The organism is Streptomyces sp. NPDC047000, from assembly GCF_040644295.1.
Taxonomy (GTDB): domain Bacteria; phylum Actinomycetota; class Actinomycetes; order Streptomycetales; family Streptomycetaceae; genus Streptomyces.
In genome coordinates this window covers 117,681-134,835 of the sequence record NZ_JBEYWE010000009.1, presented here as the reverse complement: position 1 = coordinate 134,835, position 17,155 = coordinate 117,681, and the positions used below count along the sequence as shown (strand labels likewise).

Below are 17,155 nucleotides of genomic sequence, written 5' to 3'. Positions count from 1 at the left end.
TACGTGCAAATTATTTGGGATGCCCCGGAATCGGAACACTGGGGCACTCAGGCTCGTTGTCATTACGTGAGCACGACACAGACACCACCTGTTCTCGCCGCAGAGCTGGCACAGGCGTGGGCCGACATTCAGCGGTACCACCCCGAGCTGCCGGATCTCGCCGCGCCAGAGTCCCTGATCGGAGAGTCGTCGTCCGCCTGCGGTCACGAGCTCTCCTTCGAGCGCCTGCTCCATGAGGCAGTCCACGGCATCGCCGCCGCCCGCGGCGTGCGTGACACCTCCCGCGCCGGCCGCTACCACAACCGCCGATTTCTCGCGATCGCCGAGGAGCTGGGCCTGGACCACCCCGAGGAGCCGCACCCGAGCAGCGGTTTCTCCCTGGTCACGCTCAACGCCGAGGCGAAGCGCCGCTACCGCCCGACCAGCGAGCGGTTGCAGCGCGCCCTGAGGGCCCACACGGCCGCCACCTCCGAGGAGACCACCCGTGCCTTCCGCGGTCCGGCCGCCCGGCACGGTTCCTCGGGCGGCGGGGTGCGGGTCAAAGCGGTCTGCGACTGCGGCCGCAACGTCCGCGTGGTCCCCTCGGTCCTCGCCCAGGCGCCCATCGTCTGCGGCGGCTGCGGCAAACCCTTCCGCATCCCCGAGGTGGCGGGCGCGGCCTGACCCCGTCCCGCCCCACCGACCACCGGCATCTCGTGGACGCCGGTCACCTGTGAGGGGTGCCGCCACCGCTCCCCGGCGCGGACGGCGGCGGCCCGCCGACCCGCTCCCGGCGGGCGGTCGTGCCGCCGTGGCGGTCCCCCCTGCCCGCGGCAGCCGGGGGACACGACCCGCACGCGCCGGGCCGCGCACCCGCTCCCACGCACCCGCTCCCGGCAGCCGCGACCCGGGGAGCCGGTCACGCACGCCCGGCCGCGGCAGGGCCCCGGCCGACAGCGACCCGCCGGGTGTGGCAGAATGGCCAGCTGTACTCGACAGTCGAACAGGACCCCTCTCTCCTCCGGCTGACGTGTCCATCGGGCCACTCGGGTACCGCAACCCCACGCGGTCTTCGCGCTGTGCCCACCTCGTCAATCCAGGAGAATCCACTCCCGTGGCAGTCAAGATCAAGCTGAAGCGTCTGGGCAAGATCCGTTCGCCTCACTACCGCATCGTCGTCGCCGACTCCCGTACCCGCCGTGACGGCCGGGCCATCGAGGAGATCGGTCTGTACCACCCGGTGCAGAACCCGAGCCGCATGGAGGTCGACGCCGAGCGCGTGGCGTACTGGCTCGGTGTCGGCGCCCAGCCGACCGAGCCCGTGCTCGCCATCCTGAAGAAGACCGGCGACTGGCAGAAGTTCAAGGGCGAGCCCGCCCCGGCGCCGCTGCTGCAGCCGGCCGACAAGGCCACGCGTCCGTCCTTCGAGGCTCTCGGCGGCGACGACGAGGGCAAGGGTGAGGCCATCACCCAGAAGAAGAAGGCCGAGAAGAAGGACGAGGCCCCGGCCGAGTCCTCTGAGTCGACCGAGGCCTGATCATGCTCGAGGAGGCTCTCGAGCACCTCGTGAAGGGCATCGTCGACTACCCCGACGACGTACAGGTCGCCTCGCGCAATCTGCGCCGTGGCCGGGTGCTCGAGGTCCGGGTGCACCCCGAGGACCTCGGCAAGGTGATCGGCCGTAACGGCCGTACCGCGCGCGCCCTGCGCACCGTCGTGGGCGCCATCGGCGGCCGCGGTGTCCGTGTCGACCTCGTCGACGTGGACCACGTCCGCTGAATTTTTCGCAACCGGCCCGGGCCGGGGAGGGCCCTCGGGCCGTCCCCGGCCCGTGGTCGTGATGGCCGCCGTGGCCGTGAGTGAGGAGAACCAGGCACAGTGCAGCTCGTAGTCGCGCGGATCGGCCGTGCTCATGGGATCAAGGGTGAGGTCACCGTCGAGGTCCGTACCGACGAGCCGGAACTGCGGCTCGCGCCCGGCGCCGTACTGCTGACGGACCCCGCCCCCGCCGGTCCGCTCACCATCGAGACCGGCCGGGTGCACAGCGGCCGGCTCCTCCTGCGTTTCGAGGGCGTCGCCGACCGCACCGCCGCCGAGGCGCTGCGCAACCTCCTGCTGATCGCGGAGATCGACCCCGACGAGCTGCCCGAGGAAGAGGACGAGTACTACGACCATCAGCTCATCGACCTCGACGTGGTGACCAAGGACGGGACCGAGGTCGGCCGGATCACCGAGATCTCCCACCTGCCCTCCCAGGACCTCTTCATCGTCGAGCGGGCCGACGGCAGCGAGGTGATGATCCCCTTCGTCGAGGAGATCGTCACGGAGATCGACCTGGAGGAGCAGAGGGCCGTCATCGACCCGCCGCCCGGCCTGATCGACGACCGCGCGGAGATCGTCTCCTCCCGGGAGGACGAGGCGTGATGAGGCTCGACGTCGTCACGATCTTCCCCGAGTACCTGGAACCCCTGAACGTCTCCCTGGTCGGCAAGGCCCGCGCGCGCGGACAGCTCGACGTACGGGTGCACGACCTGCGCGCGTGGACGTACGACCGGCACAACACGGTCGACGACACGCCGTACGGCGGCGGCCCCGGCATGGTGATGAAGACCGAGCCCTGGGGCGACGCCCTGGACACCGTCCTCGCCGACGGCTACGAGGCCGGCTCGTCCGGGCCCGTGCTGATCGTGCCCACCCCCAGCGGCCGCCCCTTCACCCAGGAACTCGCCGTGGAACTCTCCCGGCGCCCCTGGCTGATCTTCACACCCGCGCGCTACGAAGGCATCGACCGGCGTGTCATGGACGAGTACGCCACCCGGCTGCCCGTCCACGAGGTGTCCATCGGCGACTACGTGCTGGCCGGCGGCGAGGCCGCCGTCCTGGTCGTCACCGAGGCGGTGGCCCGGCTGCTGCCCGGCGTCCTCGGCAACGCCGAGTCGCACCGCGACGACTCCTTCGCGCCCGGCGCCATGGCGAGCCTCCTGGAGGGCCCCGTCTACACCAAGCCCCCCGTCTGGCGCGGCCGTGACATCCCCGAGGTACTGCTCAGCGGCCACCACGGGAAGATCGCCCGCTGGCGCCGCGACGAGGCACTGCGCCGCACGGCCGCCCACCGCCCCGATCTGATCGAGCACGGCGACCCCGCCGCCTTCGACAAGAAGGACCGCGAGATGCTCTCGATCCTGGGCTGGGCACCGGACCCGGAGGGAGCGCCGTACGGCCGATTTTGGCGCAGGCCCGACGACGTGGAAGAATAGGCCGCTGTTGTGCGCCGTCCGGCGTGCGCCCCTGCCACAGGGGGACACGACGCCCGCCCCGACCCGCGCGCGGCCTTCGTGACGAACCTAGTTCCGCTGATGACCTGTGGCATCGGCGAAGAAAGCAGACGACATGTCCCACCTGCTCGACACCGTCGACTCCGCCTCGCTGCGCAGCGACATCCCGGCCTTCCGCCCGGGTGACACCGTCAACGTCCACGTGCGCGTCATCGAGGGCAACCGCTCCCGTGTCCAGCAGTTCAAGGGCGTCGTGATCCGCCGCCAGGGCTCCGGTGTCCGCGAGACCTTCACGGTCCGCAAGGTCTCGTTCTCCGTCGGCGTCGAGCGCACCTTCCCGGTGCACACCCCGATCGTCGAGAAGATCGAGCTCGTCACCCGCGGTGACGTGCGCCGCGCCAAGCTGTACTACCTGCGCGAGCTGCGCGGCAAGGCCGCGAAGATCAAGGAGAAGCGCGACAACTGAGCGCCTCCCGGAGTCCTCGGCGGAGCCGGATAGCATCTGGCTCCGATGGACACCGAAGCAGAGCACACGGAGCGCGACCGCTCCCCCCGCCCTTCCGCCACCGGGTCCGTCCCGGACGGCGGCTCGGGGCCGGAGGGGCGGTCGCGTTCCGCGTTGCCCGCGCGGTTCCCCCGGCCGTTCCGCCTCACCGACTGGCTGCCGGGCGGCCGGATCACCCTCACCCTCCTCGTCTGCCTGCTGTCGGTGCTGCTCCTGAACGCGTTCGTGGCGCAGCCGTTCCAGATCCCCAGCGGATCCATGGAGCCGGGATTGAGGATCGGGGACCGCGTTCTCGTAAATAAGTTGGCGTACGGTTTCGGTGCCCGGCCGCAGCGCGGCGATGTGATCGTTTTCGACGGGACCGGCTACTTCGGGCACGCGGACTACGTGAAGCGCGTTGTAGGGGTGGGGGGAGACCATGTGGTCTGCTGCGACAAGGAGGGCAGGATCGCGGTGAACGGCCGGCCGGTCGACGAGACGGCGTTCCTCTATCCCGGGGACGTTCCGTCCGCGGTGGACTTCGACGTCGTCGTGCCCGACGGCACCCTCTTCGTCCTCGGTGACCACCGCGGCGACTCCGCCGACTCACGCGACCACCTGGGCTCGCCGGGCGGCGGCATGATCCCGGTCCGTACGGTGATCGGGCGTGCCGACTGGATCGTCTGGCCACCCGGTCACGCCACCCGGCTGAAGCGCCCCGGCGCCTACGCGCGCGTGCCCGCCGCGGACGGTGCCCGTGGGTAACCGGGGCAAACCGCGCCGCCCGGACCAGCCGGCGGCGAACGTCTTCGGGACGGAGAACCTGCTGCCCACCGGGGCTCGGCGCTCCTCGGCCGCCGACGGTCCCACCGGGCGTTCGCGCGCCGAGCGGCGCAGGCTGCAGCGCAAGGTCAAACGCAAACGCAGGCGCGGCGCGGTCCGTGAGATACCCCTGCTGGTGGGTGTCGCCGTGCTGATCGCCCTGGTGCTGAAGACGTTCCTGGTCCAGGCGTTCGTCATCCCCTCCGGGTCGATGGAGCAGACGATCCAGATCGGTGACCGCGTCCTGGTCGACAAGTTCACGCCCTGGTTCGGCTCCGAGCCGAAGCGGGGCGACGTCGTGGTCTTCCACGACCAGCTGGGCTGGCTCGACGGCGAACCGACCGCCAAGAAGAACGACCCCATTGTCGTCAAACAGGTGAAGGAGGGACTCACCTTCATCGGTCTGCTGCCCTCCGACAACGAGAAGGACCTCATCAAACGGGTCATCGGCGTCGGCGGCGACCACGTCAAGTGCTGCGACACCCAGGGCCGGGTGACCGTCAACGGCGTGCCGTTGACGGAGGCGGACTACATCAATCCGGGTGACGCGCCGTCGTCGCAGCCGTTCGACATCACCGTGCCCGAGGGCCGGCTGTGGGTCATGGGCGATCACCGCGGCAACTCCGCGGACTCCCGGTACCACCAGGACAAGCCGGGCAAGGGGACGGTCTCCCTGAGCGCGGTGGTGGGCCGCGCCATGTGGATCGGCTGGCCCATGGGTCACTGGACCAGCCTGAAGGAACCTAAAACCTTTGCAAGCGTCACCGACTCCGGGGCCGGAGTGACCGCGTCCGACCGGCTGTCGCATAGGGTTGCCAGCGGCGTTCTGAACGCGACGGTCCAACTCCCGACTCCTGCGGAACTCCCGCTCGTTACGGGAGTGGTGGGCCTGCACCGCATCCGGTGCAGGCGGCGGCAGAGAGTGAGGAGTTGGCGTGGGGGATGTGGCGCTTGGCGCACGGTCCGGGCACGACGGCGAGGAGGACCGGGGCCGGTCCGCGGACGCCGTCCCCGTCTCGGACGGCGCCATGACCTCCGGGAATGACACCCGGGACACCTCCGGGGCCCATGCCCGGGACACTTCCGGGACCCATGCCCGGGACACCGAGGACGGCGTTGTGACGGACGATCAGACCCCTGACAGGAGCCCGGGGCAGAACTTCGGCCCGGAGCAGGGACCGGGCGGCCCCGGGACGCGGGCCGCGCGGCCGCGGTCGTTCTGGAAGGAGCTGCCCCTGCTGATCGTCATCGCGCTGGTGCTGGCCCTGCTGATCAAGACGTTCCTGGTGCAGGCGTTCTCCATCCCGTCCGACTCGATGCAGAACACGCTGCAGCAGGGCGACCGGGTGCTCGTGGACAAGCTCACGCCGTGGTTCGGCTCCAAGCCCGAGCGCGGCGAGGTCGTCGTCTTCCACGACCCGAGCGACTGGCTGGCCGGTGAGCCCACGGCCAATCCGAACGCCGTGCAGAAGGTCCTCAGCTGGATCGGGCTGATGCCGTCCGCGGAGGAGAAGGACCTGATCAAACGGGTCATCGGCGTCGGCGGCGACACCGTGGAGTGCAAGGGCACGGGCCCGCTGACGGTCAACGGGCACGCGCTCAACGAGTCGTCTTACGTGTACGCGGGCAACACCCCGTGCAGCCAGGACGACCAGGGCGGCCAGTTCAAGGTGAAGGTGCCCAAGGGCTACATCTGGGTGATGGGCGACCACCGCCAGAACTCCCGCGACTCCCGCTACAACCAGACCGACAAGCACCACGGCATGGTCCCGGTCAGCAAGGTCGTGGGGCGCGCCGTCGTCAAGGCGTGGCCGATCAACCGCTGGGGCACCCTGCCGATCCCGGACACCTTCGACCAGAACGGCATCGGCGACCAGACCTCGGCCGCCGCGGCCCCGGCCGCCCTGACGGCCGCCCCGGAAGGCCTGGTCCTGGCCGGGGTCGTCCCGCTGGCGGTCCGGCGTCGCCGGCGGCCGGACCGGTCCTCGTCCCGGGCGTCGTCCCGGTCTTTGTGAAGCACCCACCCTTCGTGCGGCCCTCACCCTTCGTAAAGCCTTCACAAGACCTGGGGTCCCGGTCGCCGGAGAGGGGCTGACCGTGTCCGTACCGCCCGGTAGGGTGCGGGTCCATGGGTGGCGAGAGCACGACACGTACGGCCCCGCACGGCGGCGGCACCGCTGCGGCCCCGGCGGGCCGCCGGACCGGTGACCGGGTCTCCGGTCTGGTCATCGCGCTGGGGCTGGTGCTGTTCCTCGGCGGCTTCGTCTGGGGCGCCGTGGTCTACCGGCCGTACACCGTGCCCACCAGCTCCATGTCGCCCACGATCGGCGTCGGCGACCGGGTGCTCGCCCAGCACATCGACGGCTCCGAGGTACGGCGCGGAGACGTGGTCGTCTTCACCGACGCGAGCTGGGTCAAGAACGCGGCGGTCGTCAAGCGGGTCGTCGCGGTCGGCGGGGACACCGTGGCCTGCTGCACCGACGGCAAGCTGACCGTCAACGGCAGGAAGATAACCGAGCCGTACCTGCCCAAGGGCAGCCTCGCCGAGATCACCGGCTTCCCGACGGTCACCGTCCCCGAAGGACGGCTGTTCCTGCTCGGCGACGAACGCCAGGGCTCGCTGGACTCCACCGCCCATCTCACGGACGCCGCCCAGGGCACCGTGGCGCGCGGTGCCGTGACGGCCAGGGTGGACGCGGTGGTGTGGCCCGCCAAGGGCATGCTCCAGCGGCCCACCGGCTTCGAGGTCCTCGGCAGCCTGTCCCGGCCGGGCCCGCTGCGCACGATCATGCTGCTGATCGCCGTGGGAGCGGTCCTGGTCCTCGGCGGCGCCGCCTACGGCCCGGTCGCCAAGCGGGTGGGCCGCGCCAGGTCCCGCGGCGCCCGTCCGGCCGGGGGAGCACGCTGACGGACGTGCCGTGCACCGGACCGGGCGCATGAGACGGTGTGTCCGTGACCCTGGACCCGGAAATCGCCTGGAAACCCGTCCCGGACGGTCCCCGCATAGGGTGGTGACGCGGAAATCGTCTGTGGGCGCAGGGTACTGGCGCACAATGGTGGGATCGCACGGCTGAAGGGGAACATGCCATGAGCGCCGAGGACCTCGAGAAGTACGAGACCGAGATGGAGCTGAAGCTCTACCGGGAGTACCGAGACGTCGTCGGTCTGTTCAAATACGTGATCGAGACGGAACGGCGCTTCTACCTCACCAACGACTACGAGATGCAGGTGCACTCGGTGCAGGGCGAGGTGTTCTTCGAGGTGTCCATGGCGGACGCCTGGGTGTGGGACATGTACCGGCCGGCCCGGTTCGTCAAGCAGGTACGTGTCCTGACATTCAAGGATGTGAACATCGAGGAGCTGAACAAGAGCGATCTCGAACTGCCGGGCAGCTGATGCCGTCGGCGGCATCACTCGTTCGAGTGGTCACGTTGTCCACAACCGGCGGGTAGTACACCAAGATCCACTTCCGGTGGCGGACTGCGGGACGGTCGGTGCCGGAGGTGGTGCCGACATGGACGCACAGCACACGCAGCATGCACAGCACGCGCGCAGCGCACTCGGCAGGTACGGCGAGGCGCTGGCCGCGAGGCGGCTGGCCGAGGCCGGGATGACCGTCCTGGAGCGCAACTGGCGCTCTGGCAGGACCGGAGAGATCGACATCGTCGCCCGCGACGGCGACGTCCTCGTCGTCTGCGAGGTCAAGACCCGCCGCGGCGGCGCCTACGAACACCCGATGGCCGCGGTCACCCCGCGCAAGGCCGACCGGCTGCGCACCCTCGCCGCCCGCTGGATCGAGGCCCACGGCGGCGCCCCGCCCGGCGGCGTCCGCATCGACCTCGTCGGCGTCGTGCTGCCCGCTCGCGGCGCACCCGTGGTCGAGCACGCCCGAGGGGTGGCCTGACATGGGGTTCGCACGGACGTGCGCGGTGGCGCTGGTGGGCGTCGAGGGAGTCGTCGTCGAGGTCCAGGCCGACCTGGAACCCGGAGTCGCGGCGTTCACCCTCGTCGGGCTGCCCGACAAGAGCCTGACCGAGAGCCGGGACCGGGTCCGGGCCGCCGTCACCAACTCCGGCGGCGAGTGGCCCCAGAAGAAACTCACGGTGGGGCTCAGCCCGGCGTCGGTGCCGAAGGCCGGCTCCGGCTTCGACATGGCCATCGCCTGTTCCGTCCTGGGCGCCGCCGAACGGATCGATCCCCGGGTCCTCGCCGACCTGGTGATGATCGGGGAACTCGGCCTCGACGGCCGGGTACGGCCGGTGCGCGGCATCCTGCCCGCGGTGCTGGCCGCCGCCGACGCCGGGTACGAGCAGGTCGTGGTGCCCGAGTGCGCCGCCGCCGAGGCCACGCTGGTGCCGGGCGTGTCGGTGCTCGGCGTGCGCAGCCTGCGGCAGCTGATCGCCGTCCTGACCGACGAACCGGTGCCGGAGGAGGAGCCGCATGACCGGCAGGGACGCCCCGATCCGCTGCTCGCCGGGCTGCGGGTGCCCGGCAGCGGCGCGGACACGGCGGCGTCCGGCGCCGCCTGGCCGGACCGGGGGCTCGATCTCGCGGACGTCGTCGGCCAGGTCACGGCGCGCACCGGAGTGGAGGTGGCCGCGGCCGGCGGGCACCATCTGTTCCTCGAAGGACCGCCCGGCGCGGGCAAGACGATGCTCGCCGAACGGCTGCCCGCCGTACTGCCCCGGCTCACCCGCCAGGAGTCCCTGGAGGTCACCGCGGTCCACTCGGTCGCCGGGCTGCTGCCACCCGGCAAACCGATGATCGACACACCGCCCTACTGCGCCCCGCACCACTCGGCCACCATGCAGTCCCTCGTCGGCGGCGGCCCCGGCATCGCCCGGCCCGGCGCGGTGGCCCTCGCCCATCGGGGAGTGCTCTTCCTGGACGAGGCTCCGGAGTTCCACAGCCGCACCCTGGACGCGCTGCGCCAGCCGCTGGAGTCGGGGCACGTGGTGATCGCGCGCAGCGCGGGCGTGGTCCGGTTCCCGGCGCGGTTCCTGATGGTCCTCGCGGCCAACCCGTGCCCCTGCGGACGGTTCTCGCAGCGGGACTCCCTGTGCGAGTGCCCGCCCGCCGCGATCCGCCGCTACCAGGCGCGGCTCTCCGGGCCCCTCCTGGACCGGGTGGACCTGCGGGTCGAGGCCGACCCCGTCACCCGGGCCCAGCTGACCGCGTCCGGGACCCGGGGCGAGTCCACCGTGACGGTCGCCGACCGGGTCCGGGCGGCCAGGGAGCGGGCCGCCGCCCGGCTCGCGGACACCCCGTGGCGCACCAACAGCGAGGTCCCCGGCCGTGAGCTGCGCACCCGATGGCACGCCGAACCGGGCGCCATGGACGACGCCGAGCGCAGCCTGGAACGGGGTGTGCTCACCGCGCGCGGCATCGACCGCGTCCTGCGCGTGGCCTGGACGATCGCCGACCTGGTCGCTCACCCCCGCCCCGGCGCCACCGACGTCGCCCTGGCCCTCCAGCTCCGCACCGGCGTGCCCCGCGGCGTGCCGACGGCCATCGGGGCGCTGACATGAGCGCGGCCGGAGCGGCGGACGACGCCGGGGCACGGAAGACCGGCGGGCCGGCGGACGCGGCCCGGGCGGGCGGGAGCGGTGAGAGCGCCGAGAGCGGTGAGAGCGCCGAGGTGCTCGACCGGGTGTTCCTCACCCGGGTCGTCGAGCCCGGGGACGAGGCCGCCGGGCGGTGGGTGCGGGAGCGCGGGGCCGGTGAGGTGGTCCGGCGGCTGCGGGAGGGCGGGCCGCCGCTGCCCGGGGCGAGCGGCAAGCGGTGGGCCGGGATGCTGGCCAGGGCCGAGCGGGCCCGTCCGGAGGACGACCTCGCCGTGGCCCGGGAGGCGGACGTACGGTTCGTGCCGCCCGGCACCCCCGAATGGCCGCGGCAGCTCGACGACCTCGGCGACGCGCGCCCGCTGGGGCTGTGGGTGCGCGGGCGGCCCAGCCTGCGGCTGTGGGCGCTGCGCTCGGTCGCCGTCGTCGGCGCCCGCGCCTGTACCGAGTACGGCGCCCATGTCGCCGCCGGTCTCGCCGCGGGGCTCGCCGAGCGCGGGTGGGTCGTGGTGTCCGGCGGCGCCTACGGGGTCGACGGCGCCGCGCACCGGGGCGCCCTCGGCGCGGGCGGTGCCACCGTCGCGGTGCTGGCCTGCGGCATCGACCGGCCCTACCCGCGCGGGCACCGTGCGCTGATCGACCGGATCGGGCAGCAGGGACTGGTGGTGGGGGAGCTGCCGCCCGGCGACCATCCCACGCCGAGCCGGTTCATCATGCGCAACCGGGTGATCGCCGCGCTGACGCGCGGCACGGTGGTGGTGGAGGCCGCCCGCAGGAGCGGGTCGCTGGTCACCGTACGGGCCGCGCGCCGGCTGGGACGGCACACCATAGGGGTGCCGGGTCCGGTCACCAGCGGGCTGTCGGCCGGAGTGCACGAACTGCTGCGCGCGGACGCCGTCCTGGTCACCGATGCCGCCGAGATCGTCGAACTGGTCGGCGACATGGGCGACCTGGCTCCCGACCGGCGCGGTCCGGTCCTCCCGCGCGACCTGCTGGAGCCGGCCGCCCGGCAGGTCCTGGACGCGCTGCCCGGCGACCGGGCCGCGGAGCCGGACGAGATCGCCCGGGGCGCGCAGACCACGGACGACGACGCGCTCGCACGCCTGTATGAACTCCGATCACTTGGCTACGTCGAACGACACGGCAGTGGCTGGAAGTTGACACGCCGTGCGGTGAACTCGGTACGGCCGGGCCGGGACGCGTGGTGAGACGTGCGTTCACCGAACGTGTTCGCCCCGGGGTGCCGACCCCGGCGGCGTGCGGTTTTCCCGCCCCGGAGCCGGAGGCTGAATGACGCAGAGTGATCGCCAGGGTCCGGTGGGGCGGCGCGCGGCACCGGTCCGCGCGCTGACCCGGGGCCGGTCTTCGCGTACCGCGACACTCCAGTCACGCTACGCTCACGAGGTTCCGGCAGAGACCGGCAGATTTCGACACCCGACGGCGCAAGGCGACGAATGCCCCAGCACACCTCCGGATCCGACCGGGCGGCTCTCCCCCCAGCCGCCCGTGACGGTGGCGGCGTGCGGCCGCCCGCCCCCTCCACGCTCGACGAGCTGTGGCGGTCGTACAAGGCGACGGGGGACGAGCGGCTGCGGGAGCAGCTGATCCTCCACTACTCGCCGCTGGTGAAGTACGTGGCGGGCCGGGTGAGCGTGGGTCTGCCGCCGAACGTGGAGCAGGCCGACTTCGTGTCCTCCGGGGTGTTCGGGCTGATCGACGCGATCGAGAAGTTCGACATCGACCGGGAGATCAAGTTCGAGACGTACGCGATCACCCGGATCCGCGGTGCGATGATCGACGAGCTGCGTGCCCTGGACTGGATCCCGCGTTCGGTGCGGCAGAAGGCGCGGAACGTGGAGCGGGCGTACGCGACGCTGGAGGCACGGCTGCGGCGCACGCCGAGCGAGGCCGAGGTGGCCGGTGAGCTGGGTATCGGGATCGACGAGCTGCACGCCGTCTTCAGTCAGCTGTCGCTGGCCAACGTGGTGGCGCTGGAGGAACTGCTGCATGTGGGCGGTGACGGCGGCGACCGGCTCAGTCTCATGGACACCCTGGAGGACACCGCCGCCGACAACCCGGTGGAGGTGGCCGAGGACCGGGAGCTGCGCCGCTTCCTGGCCCGGGCGATCAACGCGCTGCCGGACCGGGAGAAGACCGTCGTCACGCTGTACTACTACGAGGGCCTCACCCTCGCCGAGATCGGCAATGTGCTGGGTGTGACCGAGAGCCGGGTCAGTCAGATCCACACCAAGTCGGTGCTCCAGCTGCGGGCCAAGCTGGCGGGCTTCGGCAGGTGAGCGGGCGCTGAGGGTCCCGTCGGGGGCGGTGGGGTCCGTACAGTGTTGACGTGCCAAGGATTAGAGCGGCCTCCGTGGCCGAGCACCGGTCGATGCAGCGAGCCGCCCTGCTGGACGCGGCCCGTTCCCTGCTGTCCGAGGGCGGGACGGAGGCGCTGACCTTCCCCGCTCTCGCCGAGCGGACGGGCCTGGCGCGCTCGTCCGTCTACGAGTATTTCCGGTCCCGGGCCGCGGTGGTCCAGGAGCTGTGCGAGGTCGACTTCCCGGTGTGGGCGGCGGAGGTCGAGTCCGCCATGGAGTCGGCGGACGGGCCGGAGACCAAGGTCGAGGCGTACGTCCGCAAGCAGCTGGAACTGGTCGGCGACCAGCGGCACCGCGCGGTCGTGGCGATCTCCCAGAGCGAACTGGACGACGCCGCGCGCGAGAAGATCCGTACCGCGCATCACGACCTCGTCACGATGATCGTGCAGGCGCTCGCCGACCTGGGGCACGGGAGCCCGCGGACGGGGGCGATGCTCCTCCAGGGCGTGGTCGACGCGGCGGCCCGCCTGGAGCTGGCCGCGACGGAGGACTCCGCGGCCATCCGGGACGCGGCGGTCGCGATGGCCCTGCGAGGCGTCAGAGACTGACCCGCTGCCCGCTGTGACTGCCGGGCCCTGGCCCGGTGCGGTCCGGGGTCCTGGCCTGTCTCCGGCGCGGGTCCCGGCCCGGGACAGGGTCGTGCTCTGTTCCGTCCCGTCCCGTCCCCTTCCGGTCCTGTCCGGGGCGGTGACCTGGATTCGGTCTCGGCGCTGTCCGGGCAGGCCCGGTCCGGACCCCGGCCTGCTCCCGGTCCGGGGCCCGCTTCCGTCCGGCCCGGGCCGGACGCTGCCCCGGTCCCTCCCGCCCCGGCGCCGTGGCTCTCGCCCGTCGTCGGGCGGGACCGCCGCCGGTCCTGTTCCTGCCTCGCCCGGCCGGGTCACGGCAGGGGGACGCCCGGGACCGGCAGGAGTCTCGGCGGGCCGGGGCGCAGCAGGGGCAGCGGGTTCAGATAGGTGCTCGCGCGCAGGAGGCCCCAGTGGAGGCAGGACGTGGGGCAGTGCGGCGGCTCGGAAGGGGGCTCCAGGGTGCCCACCGGCCGGCCCGTCGTGACCTGCTCGCCCTGCCGTACGGAAGGCCGTACCGGTTCGTACGTCGTGCGCAGGGGCGGGCTCCCGGTGCCCGTGAGGGTCAGGGTCACCACGCCGGTTCCGGCCACGCGGCCGGCGAAGGTCACCCGGGCGGGTGCCACGGCGCGGACCGGTGTGCCGGGCGGGGCCGCGAGGTCGACGCCGCGGTGGCCGGGGCCGTAGGGGGTCGCCGGGGGCTGCCAGCCGCGCAGGACGACGGGCCGGCCCGCCAGGGGCCAGACGGCGCGGGAGGCCCGTGGCGGCGGGGGTGCGGGGGCGGCCGGGGCCGCCGCCGAGGCCGCCGGGAGCGCCGCCGTGAGGAGGAGCAGGGCCGGGGGCAGGAGGAGCGTCGTTCGCATGACGGACAGCGTCCCGCGGCCCCGGTCGATCATGGCCGGAACTGTGGACCACCGGCCGGTTGTGGACGGTGCCGTCAGCCGGTGCCCCGCCGTTCCCGTACACTTCTTATGGCGACCCGGGCGATCGGGTCGACTTCGCACGCCCCGGTACGAAGCGGTCGGCAGTGGTCCGATCCTCCGTGCCAGCGCCCCTCGGTCCTCTGTGGCAACGGCGCACGCGGGCGTCAGGCGCGGGAGCCGTCCGGATTCCGCGGTACAACCGAGAAACCCTAGGAGATACGGCCATGGCCGTCGTCACGATGCGGGAGCTGCTGGAGAGCGGCGTCCACTTCGGTCACCAGACCCGTCGCTGGAACCCGAAGATGAAGCGCTTCATCTTCACGGAGCGCAACGGCATCTACATCATCGACCTGCTCCAGTCGCTGTCGTACATCGACCGCGCCTACGAGTTCGTCAAGGAGACCGTCGCCCACGGCGGCACGGTCATGTTCGTCGGCACGAAGAAGCAGGCGCAGGAGGCCATCGCCGAGCAGGCCACCCGCGTCGGCATGCCCTACGTCAACCAGCGCTGGCTGGGCGGCATGCTCACCAACTTCTCGACCGTCTACAAGCGTCTGCAGCGCCTCAAGGAGCTGGAGCAGATCGACTTCGAGGACGTCGCGGCCTCCGGTCTGACCAAGAAGGAGCTGCTGGTCCTCTCCCGCGAGAAGGCCAAGCTGGAGAAGACCCTCGGCGGTATCCGCGAGATGCAGAAGGTGCCCAGCGCCGTCTGGATCGTGGACACCAAGAAGGAGCACATCGCGGTCGGTGAGGCCCGGAAGCTCAACATCCCGGTCGTCGCCATCCTCGACACCAACTGCGACCCCGACGAGGTCGACTACAAGATCCCGGGCAACGACGACGCGATCCGCTCCGTCACCCTGCTCACCCGTGTGATCGCCGACGCCGTCGCCGAGGGCCTCATCTCCCGTTCCGGCGTCGCCACCGGTGACAAGGGCGAGAAGGCCGCGGGCGAGCCGCTCGCCGAGTGGGAGCGCGACCTGCTCGAGGGCGAGAAGGCCGAGAAGAAGGACGAGGCCCCGGTCGCCGAGGCCGCCGCTGCCGAGGCTCCGGCCGAGGACGCTCCGGCCGCCGAGACGCCCGCCGCGGAGGCCCCGGCCGCCGAGGCTCCCGCCGAGGACGCTCCGGCCGCCGAGGGCGAGCAGGCCTGATCCGTCCGGGTGACGGCGGGGGCGGTGACATGAACTCCGCCCCCGCCGTCCACCCGTAGGTCAGCGACGGGTCGGCGGCACCGGACACCCCGGAGCGCGGATCCCCTGATCTTCGATCTTCCAGACCTCGAGAAAGACTCAAGACTCATGGCGAACTACACCGCCGCCGACGTCAAGAAGCTCCGCGAGCTCACCGGCGCCGGCATGATGGACTGCAAGAAGGCGCTCGACGAGGCCGAGGGCAACGTCGAGAAGGCCGTAGAGGCGCTGCGCATCAAGGGCCAGAAGGGCGTCGCCAAGCGTGAGGGCCGCTCCGCCGAGAACGGCGCCGTGGTCTCCATCATCGCCGACGACAACTCCTCCGGTGTCCTGGTCGAGCTGAAGTGCGAGACGGACTTCGTCGCCAAGGGCGACAAGTTCCAGGCCGTGGCCCGCGCCATCGCCGAGCACGTCGCCAAGACCGCCCCGGCCGACATCGAGGCGCTGCTCGCCTCCGAGATCGAGTCCGGCAAGACCGTGCAGGCGTACGTCGACGAGGCCAACGCCAACCTCGGCGAGAAGATCGTCCTGGACCGCTTCGCGGCCTTCGCCGACGGTTTCGTGACCGCGTACATGCACCGCACGATGCCCGACCTGCCCCCGCAGATCGGTGTCCTCGTGGAGCTCGACAAGCCGAACGCCGACGTCGCCAAGGGCATCGCCCAGCACATCGCCGCCTTCGCGCCGAAGTACCTCTCCAAGGAGGACGTGCCGGCCGACGTCGTCGAGTCCGAGCGCCGTATCGCCGAGGAGACCACCCGCGCCGAGGGCAAGCCCGAGGCCGCGCTCCCCAAGATCGTCGAAGGCCGTCTCAACGGGTTCTTCAAGGACGCGACGCTGCTCGGTCAGCCGTACGCGCTCGACAACAAGAAGTCCGTCCAGAAGGTCCTGGACGAGGCCGGTGTCACCCTGAAGCGCTTCTCGCGCATCAAGGTCGGCATCTGAGTCCGTACCGCGAGCGGCGCGCCGTCCCGATAGGGTCGGAAGCAGCCGTCCGGGTACGCCGTCACATGCGTGACGGACGACAGCAGATCTGACGAGGAGGCCATTGCCGAGCACGGGCAGCGAGAAGCGACCCACCGGCAATGGCCTTCTTTGTATGTGCACGACGTAGCAGAGGCGGGATCCCGATGACCACCACCAAGGCCCAGAAGAGTGACGACGGCAAAGTACGCGGCCGGTTTCTGCTGAAGCTGTCCGGCGAGGCCTTCTCCGGCGGCGGGGGTCTGGGTGTCGATCCCGACGTGGTGCACGCCATCGCCCGCGAGATCGCGGCGGTCGTCCGTGACGGCGCGCAGATCTCGGTCGTCATCGGCGGCGGCAACTTCTTCCGCGGTGCCGAGCTCCAGCAGCGCGGCATGGACCGGGCCCGTTCGGACTACATGGGCATGCTCGGCACGGTCATGAACTGCCTCGCCCTCCAGGACTTCCTGGAGAAGGAGGGCATCCAGTCCCGGGTGCAGACCGCCATCACCATGGGCCAGGTGGCCGAGCCGTACATCCCGCTGCGTGCCGTGCGTCACATGGAGAAGGGCCGTGTGGTGATCTTCGGCGCCGGTATGGGCATGCCGTACTTCTCCACCGACACCACGGCCGCCCAGCGTGCCCTGGAGATCGACGCCGAGGCGCTGCTGATGGGCAAGAACGGCGTGGACGGGGTCTACGACTCCGACCCCAAGACCAACCCGGACGCCGTCAAGTTCGACGCCCTCGGCTATGGCGAGGTCATCACGCGCGACCTCAAGGTCGCCGACGCCACGGCCATCACGCTGTGCCGCGACAACAGGCTGCCGATCGTCGTGTTCGAGATGCTGACGGCCGGGAATATCGCACGGGCCGTCAAGGGTGAGAAGATCGGCACGCTCGTGGGTGACCAGGGCAGCCGGGACTGACCGGTCGGCCACGGACCGTGGCCGTGGGATGGACAATGTCCTGGCGGTCGGGAACCGTGCAGGAAGCAGACGCGACGCAGCCGGCCGC

General features: G+C 71.7%; 20 protein-coding genes. 19 read left to right on the top strand and 1 reads right to left on the bottom strand.

Annotated features, from left to right (window positions below):
* Positions 1 to 66 precede the first annotated feature (66 nt).
* The 16 genes from ABZ862_RS17045 (at position 67) to ABZ862_RS16970 (ending at position 13,047) form a co-directional block, all read left to right on the top strand.
* Positions 67 to 663, top strand: a complete 597-nt coding sequence (locus ABZ862_RS17045; RefSeq protein ID WP_360958491.1) for a hypothetical protein — start codon at positions 67 to 69, stop codon at positions 661 to 663.
* 430 nt (positions 664 to 1,093) lie between these two features.
* On the top strand, positions 1,094 to 1,516 hold the full coding sequence (gene rpsP, locus ABZ862_RS17040; RefSeq protein WP_360958488.1) for a 30S ribosomal protein S16: 423 nt from the start codon (positions 1,094 to 1,096) through the stop codon (positions 1,514 to 1,516).
* Between the two features lie 2 nt (positions 1,517 to 1,518).
* On the top strand, positions 1,519 to 1,758 hold the full coding sequence (locus ABZ862_RS17035) for an RNA-binding protein (RefSeq protein WP_360958485.1): 240 nt from the start codon (positions 1,519 to 1,521) through the stop codon (positions 1,756 to 1,758).
* A gap of 99 nt (positions 1,759 to 1,857) precedes the next feature.
* Entirely contained in the window at positions 1,858 to 2,403 is a 546-nt protein-coding gene (gene rimM / locus ABZ862_RS17030) for a ribosome maturation factor RimM (RefSeq protein ID WP_360958482.1), read from the top strand.
* Positions 2,403 to 3,236 carry a tRNA (guanosine(37)-N1)-methyltransferase TrmD gene (trmD, locus tag ABZ862_RS17025; protein ID WP_360958479.1) on the top strand — a complete coding sequence of 278 codons (834 nt, stop codon included), beginning with the start codon at positions 2,403 to 2,405 and terminating at the stop codon, positions 3,234 to 3,236. Before rimM ends, trmD begins: the two co-directional genes overlap by 1 nt.
* 133 nt (positions 3,237 to 3,369) lie before the next feature.
* Positions 3,370 to 3,720: a 50S ribosomal protein L19 gene (gene rplS, locus ABZ862_RS17020; RefSeq protein ID WP_360958476.1), complete on the top strand. Its 351-nt coding sequence runs from the start codon at positions 3,370 to 3,372 to the stop codon at positions 3,718 to 3,720.
* Between the two features lie 45 nt (positions 3,721 to 3,765).
* Positions 3,766 to 4,503, top strand: coding sequence for a signal peptidase I (gene lepB / locus ABZ862_RS17015; protein WP_360958473.1), 738 nt, complete (start codon positions 3,766 to 3,768; stop codon positions 4,501 to 4,503).
* Entirely contained in the window at positions 4,496 to 5,605 is a 1,110-nt protein-coding gene (gene lepB, locus ABZ862_RS17010; protein ID WP_360958470.1) for a signal peptidase I, read from the top strand. The genes lepB (ABZ862_RS17015) and lepB (ABZ862_RS17010) overlap by 8 nt, the downstream gene beginning before the upstream one ends.
* Entirely contained in the window at positions 5,496 to 6,575 is a 1,080-nt protein-coding gene (gene lepB, locus ABZ862_RS17005; protein WP_360958467.1) for a signal peptidase I, read from the top strand. The genes lepB (ABZ862_RS17010) and lepB (ABZ862_RS17005) overlap by 110 nt, the downstream gene beginning before the upstream one ends.
* Before the next feature lie 113 nt (positions 6,576 to 6,688).
* The gene (gene lepB / locus ABZ862_RS17000) at positions 6,689 to 7,468 is read left to right on the top strand and encodes a signal peptidase I (protein ID WP_360958464.1); all 780 of its coding nucleotides are present in this window, start codon (positions 6,689 to 6,691) and stop codon (positions 7,466 to 7,468) included.
* Positions 7,469 to 7,647: 179 nt separating this feature from the next.
* Positions 7,648 to 7,956 (top strand): DUF2469 domain-containing protein, encoded by a 309-nt coding sequence (locus ABZ862_RS16995; RefSeq protein ID WP_005311352.1) that lies wholly within the window; start codon positions 7,648 to 7,650, stop codon positions 7,954 to 7,956.
* Between the two features lie 118 nt (positions 7,957 to 8,074).
* Positions 8,075 to 8,464, top strand: a complete 390-nt coding sequence (locus ABZ862_RS16990) for a YraN family protein (protein ID WP_360958461.1) — start codon at positions 8,075 to 8,077, stop codon at positions 8,462 to 8,464.
* Between the two features lies 1 nt (position 8,465).
* Positions 8,466 to 10,088: a YifB family Mg chelatase-like AAA ATPase gene (locus ABZ862_RS16985; protein WP_360958458.1), complete on the top strand. Its 1,623-nt coding sequence runs from the start codon at positions 8,466 to 8,468 to the stop codon at positions 10,086 to 10,088.
* On the top strand, positions 10,085 to 11,329 hold the full coding sequence (dprA, locus tag ABZ862_RS16980) for a DNA-processing protein DprA (RefSeq protein WP_360958455.1): 1,245 nt from the start codon (positions 10,085 to 10,087) through the stop codon (positions 11,327 to 11,329). Before ABZ862_RS16985 ends, dprA begins: the two co-directional genes overlap by 4 nt.
* A 246-nt stretch (positions 11,330 to 11,575) precedes the next feature.
* Positions 11,576 to 12,418, top strand: coding sequence for an RNA polymerase sigma factor WhiG (whiG, locus tag ABZ862_RS16975; protein WP_360958452.1), 843 nt, complete (start codon positions 11,576 to 11,578; stop codon positions 12,416 to 12,418).
* Positions 12,419 to 12,492: 74 nt separating this feature from the next.
* Positions 12,493 to 13,047 carry a helix-turn-helix domain-containing protein gene (locus tag ABZ862_RS16970; protein WP_360958802.1) on the top strand — a complete coding sequence of 185 codons (555 nt, stop codon included), beginning with the start codon at positions 12,493 to 12,495 and terminating at the stop codon, positions 13,045 to 13,047.
* Positions 13,048 to 13,376: 329 nt separating this feature from the next.
* On the opposite strand, the gene ABZ862_RS16965 is transcribed toward ABZ862_RS16970, so the two are convergent.
* Positions 13,377 to 13,925 carry a M23 family metallopeptidase gene (locus ABZ862_RS16965; protein ID WP_360958449.1) on the bottom strand — a complete coding sequence of 183 codons (549 nt, stop codon included), beginning with the start codon at positions 13,923 to 13,925 and terminating at the stop codon, positions 13,377 to 13,379.
* Between the two features lie 284 nt (positions 13,926 to 14,209).
* On the opposite strand from ABZ862_RS16965, the gene rpsB reads away from it, so the two are divergent.
* From rpsB to pyrH, 3 genes are all read left to right on the top strand, one after another.
* A complete protein-coding gene (rpsB, locus tag ABZ862_RS16960; RefSeq protein WP_360958446.1) occupies positions 14,210 to 15,136 on the top strand; it encodes a 30S ribosomal protein S2 in 927 nt (308 codons plus the stop codon).
* A 147-nt stretch (positions 15,137 to 15,283) separates the two neighbouring features.
* Positions 15,284 to 16,120, top strand: coding sequence for a translation elongation factor Ts (gene tsf, locus ABZ862_RS16955; protein ID WP_360958443.1), 837 nt, complete (start codon positions 15,284 to 15,286; stop codon positions 16,118 to 16,120).
* Between the two features lie 185 nt (positions 16,121 to 16,305).
* Positions 16,306 to 17,067: a UMP kinase gene (gene pyrH, locus ABZ862_RS16950; protein ID WP_360958440.1), complete on the top strand. Its 762-nt coding sequence runs from the start codon at positions 16,306 to 16,308 to the stop codon at positions 17,065 to 17,067.
* Positions 17,068 to 17,155: the final 88 nt, after the last annotated feature.

Excerpts from the sequence above, each read along its gene's own strand:
- ABZ862_RS17035 (WP_360958485.1), top strand. The coding sequence starts at position 1,519 with ATGCTCGAGGAGGCTCTCGAGCACCTCGTGAAGGGCATCGTCGACTAC.
- trmD (WP_360958479.1), top strand. The coding sequence starts at position 2,403 with ATGAGGCTCGACGTCGTCACGATCTTCCCCGAGTACCTGGAACCCCTG.
- rplS (WP_360958476.1), top strand. The coding sequence starts at position 3,370 with ATGTCCCACCTGCTCGACACCGTCGACTCCGCCTCGCTGCGCAGCGAC.
- lepB (WP_360958473.1), top strand. The coding sequence starts at position 3,766 with ATGGACACCGAAGCAGAGCACACGGAGCGCGACCGCTCCCCCCGCCCT.
- lepB (WP_360958464.1), top strand. The coding sequence starts at position 6,689 with ATGGGTGGCGAGAGCACGACACGTACGGCCCCGCACGGCGGCGGCACC.
- ABZ862_RS16995 (WP_005311352.1), top strand. The coding sequence starts at position 7,648 with ATGAGCGCCGAGGACCTCGAGAAGTACGAGACCGAGATGGAGCTGAAG.
- ABZ862_RS16990 (WP_360958461.1), top strand. The coding sequence starts at position 8,075 with ATGGACGCACAGCACACGCAGCATGCACAGCACGCGCGCAGCGCACTC.
- ABZ862_RS16985 (WP_360958458.1), top strand. The coding sequence starts at position 8,466 with ATGGGGTTCGCACGGACGTGCGCGGTGGCGCTGGTGGGCGTCGAGGGA.
- dprA (WP_360958455.1), top strand. The coding sequence starts at position 10,085 with ATGAGCGCGGCCGGAGCGGCGGACGACGCCGGGGCACGGAAGACCGGC.
- whiG (WP_360958452.1), top strand. The coding sequence starts at position 11,576 with ATGCCCCAGCACACCTCCGGATCCGACCGGGCGGCTCTCCCCCCAGCC.
- ABZ862_RS16965 (WP_360958449.1), bottom strand. The coding sequence starts at position 13,925 with ATGCGAACGACGCTCCTCCTGCCCCCGGCCCTGCTCCTCCTCACGGCG.
- rpsB (WP_360958446.1), top strand. The coding sequence starts at position 14,210 with ATGGCCGTCGTCACGATGCGGGAGCTGCTGGAGAGCGGCGTCCACTTC.
- tsf (WP_360958443.1), top strand. The coding sequence starts at position 15,284 with ATGGCGAACTACACCGCCGCCGACGTCAAGAAGCTCCGCGAGCTCACC.
- pyrH (WP_360958440.1), top strand. The coding sequence starts at position 16,306 with ATGACCACCACCAAGGCCCAGAAGAGTGACGACGGCAAAGTACGCGGC.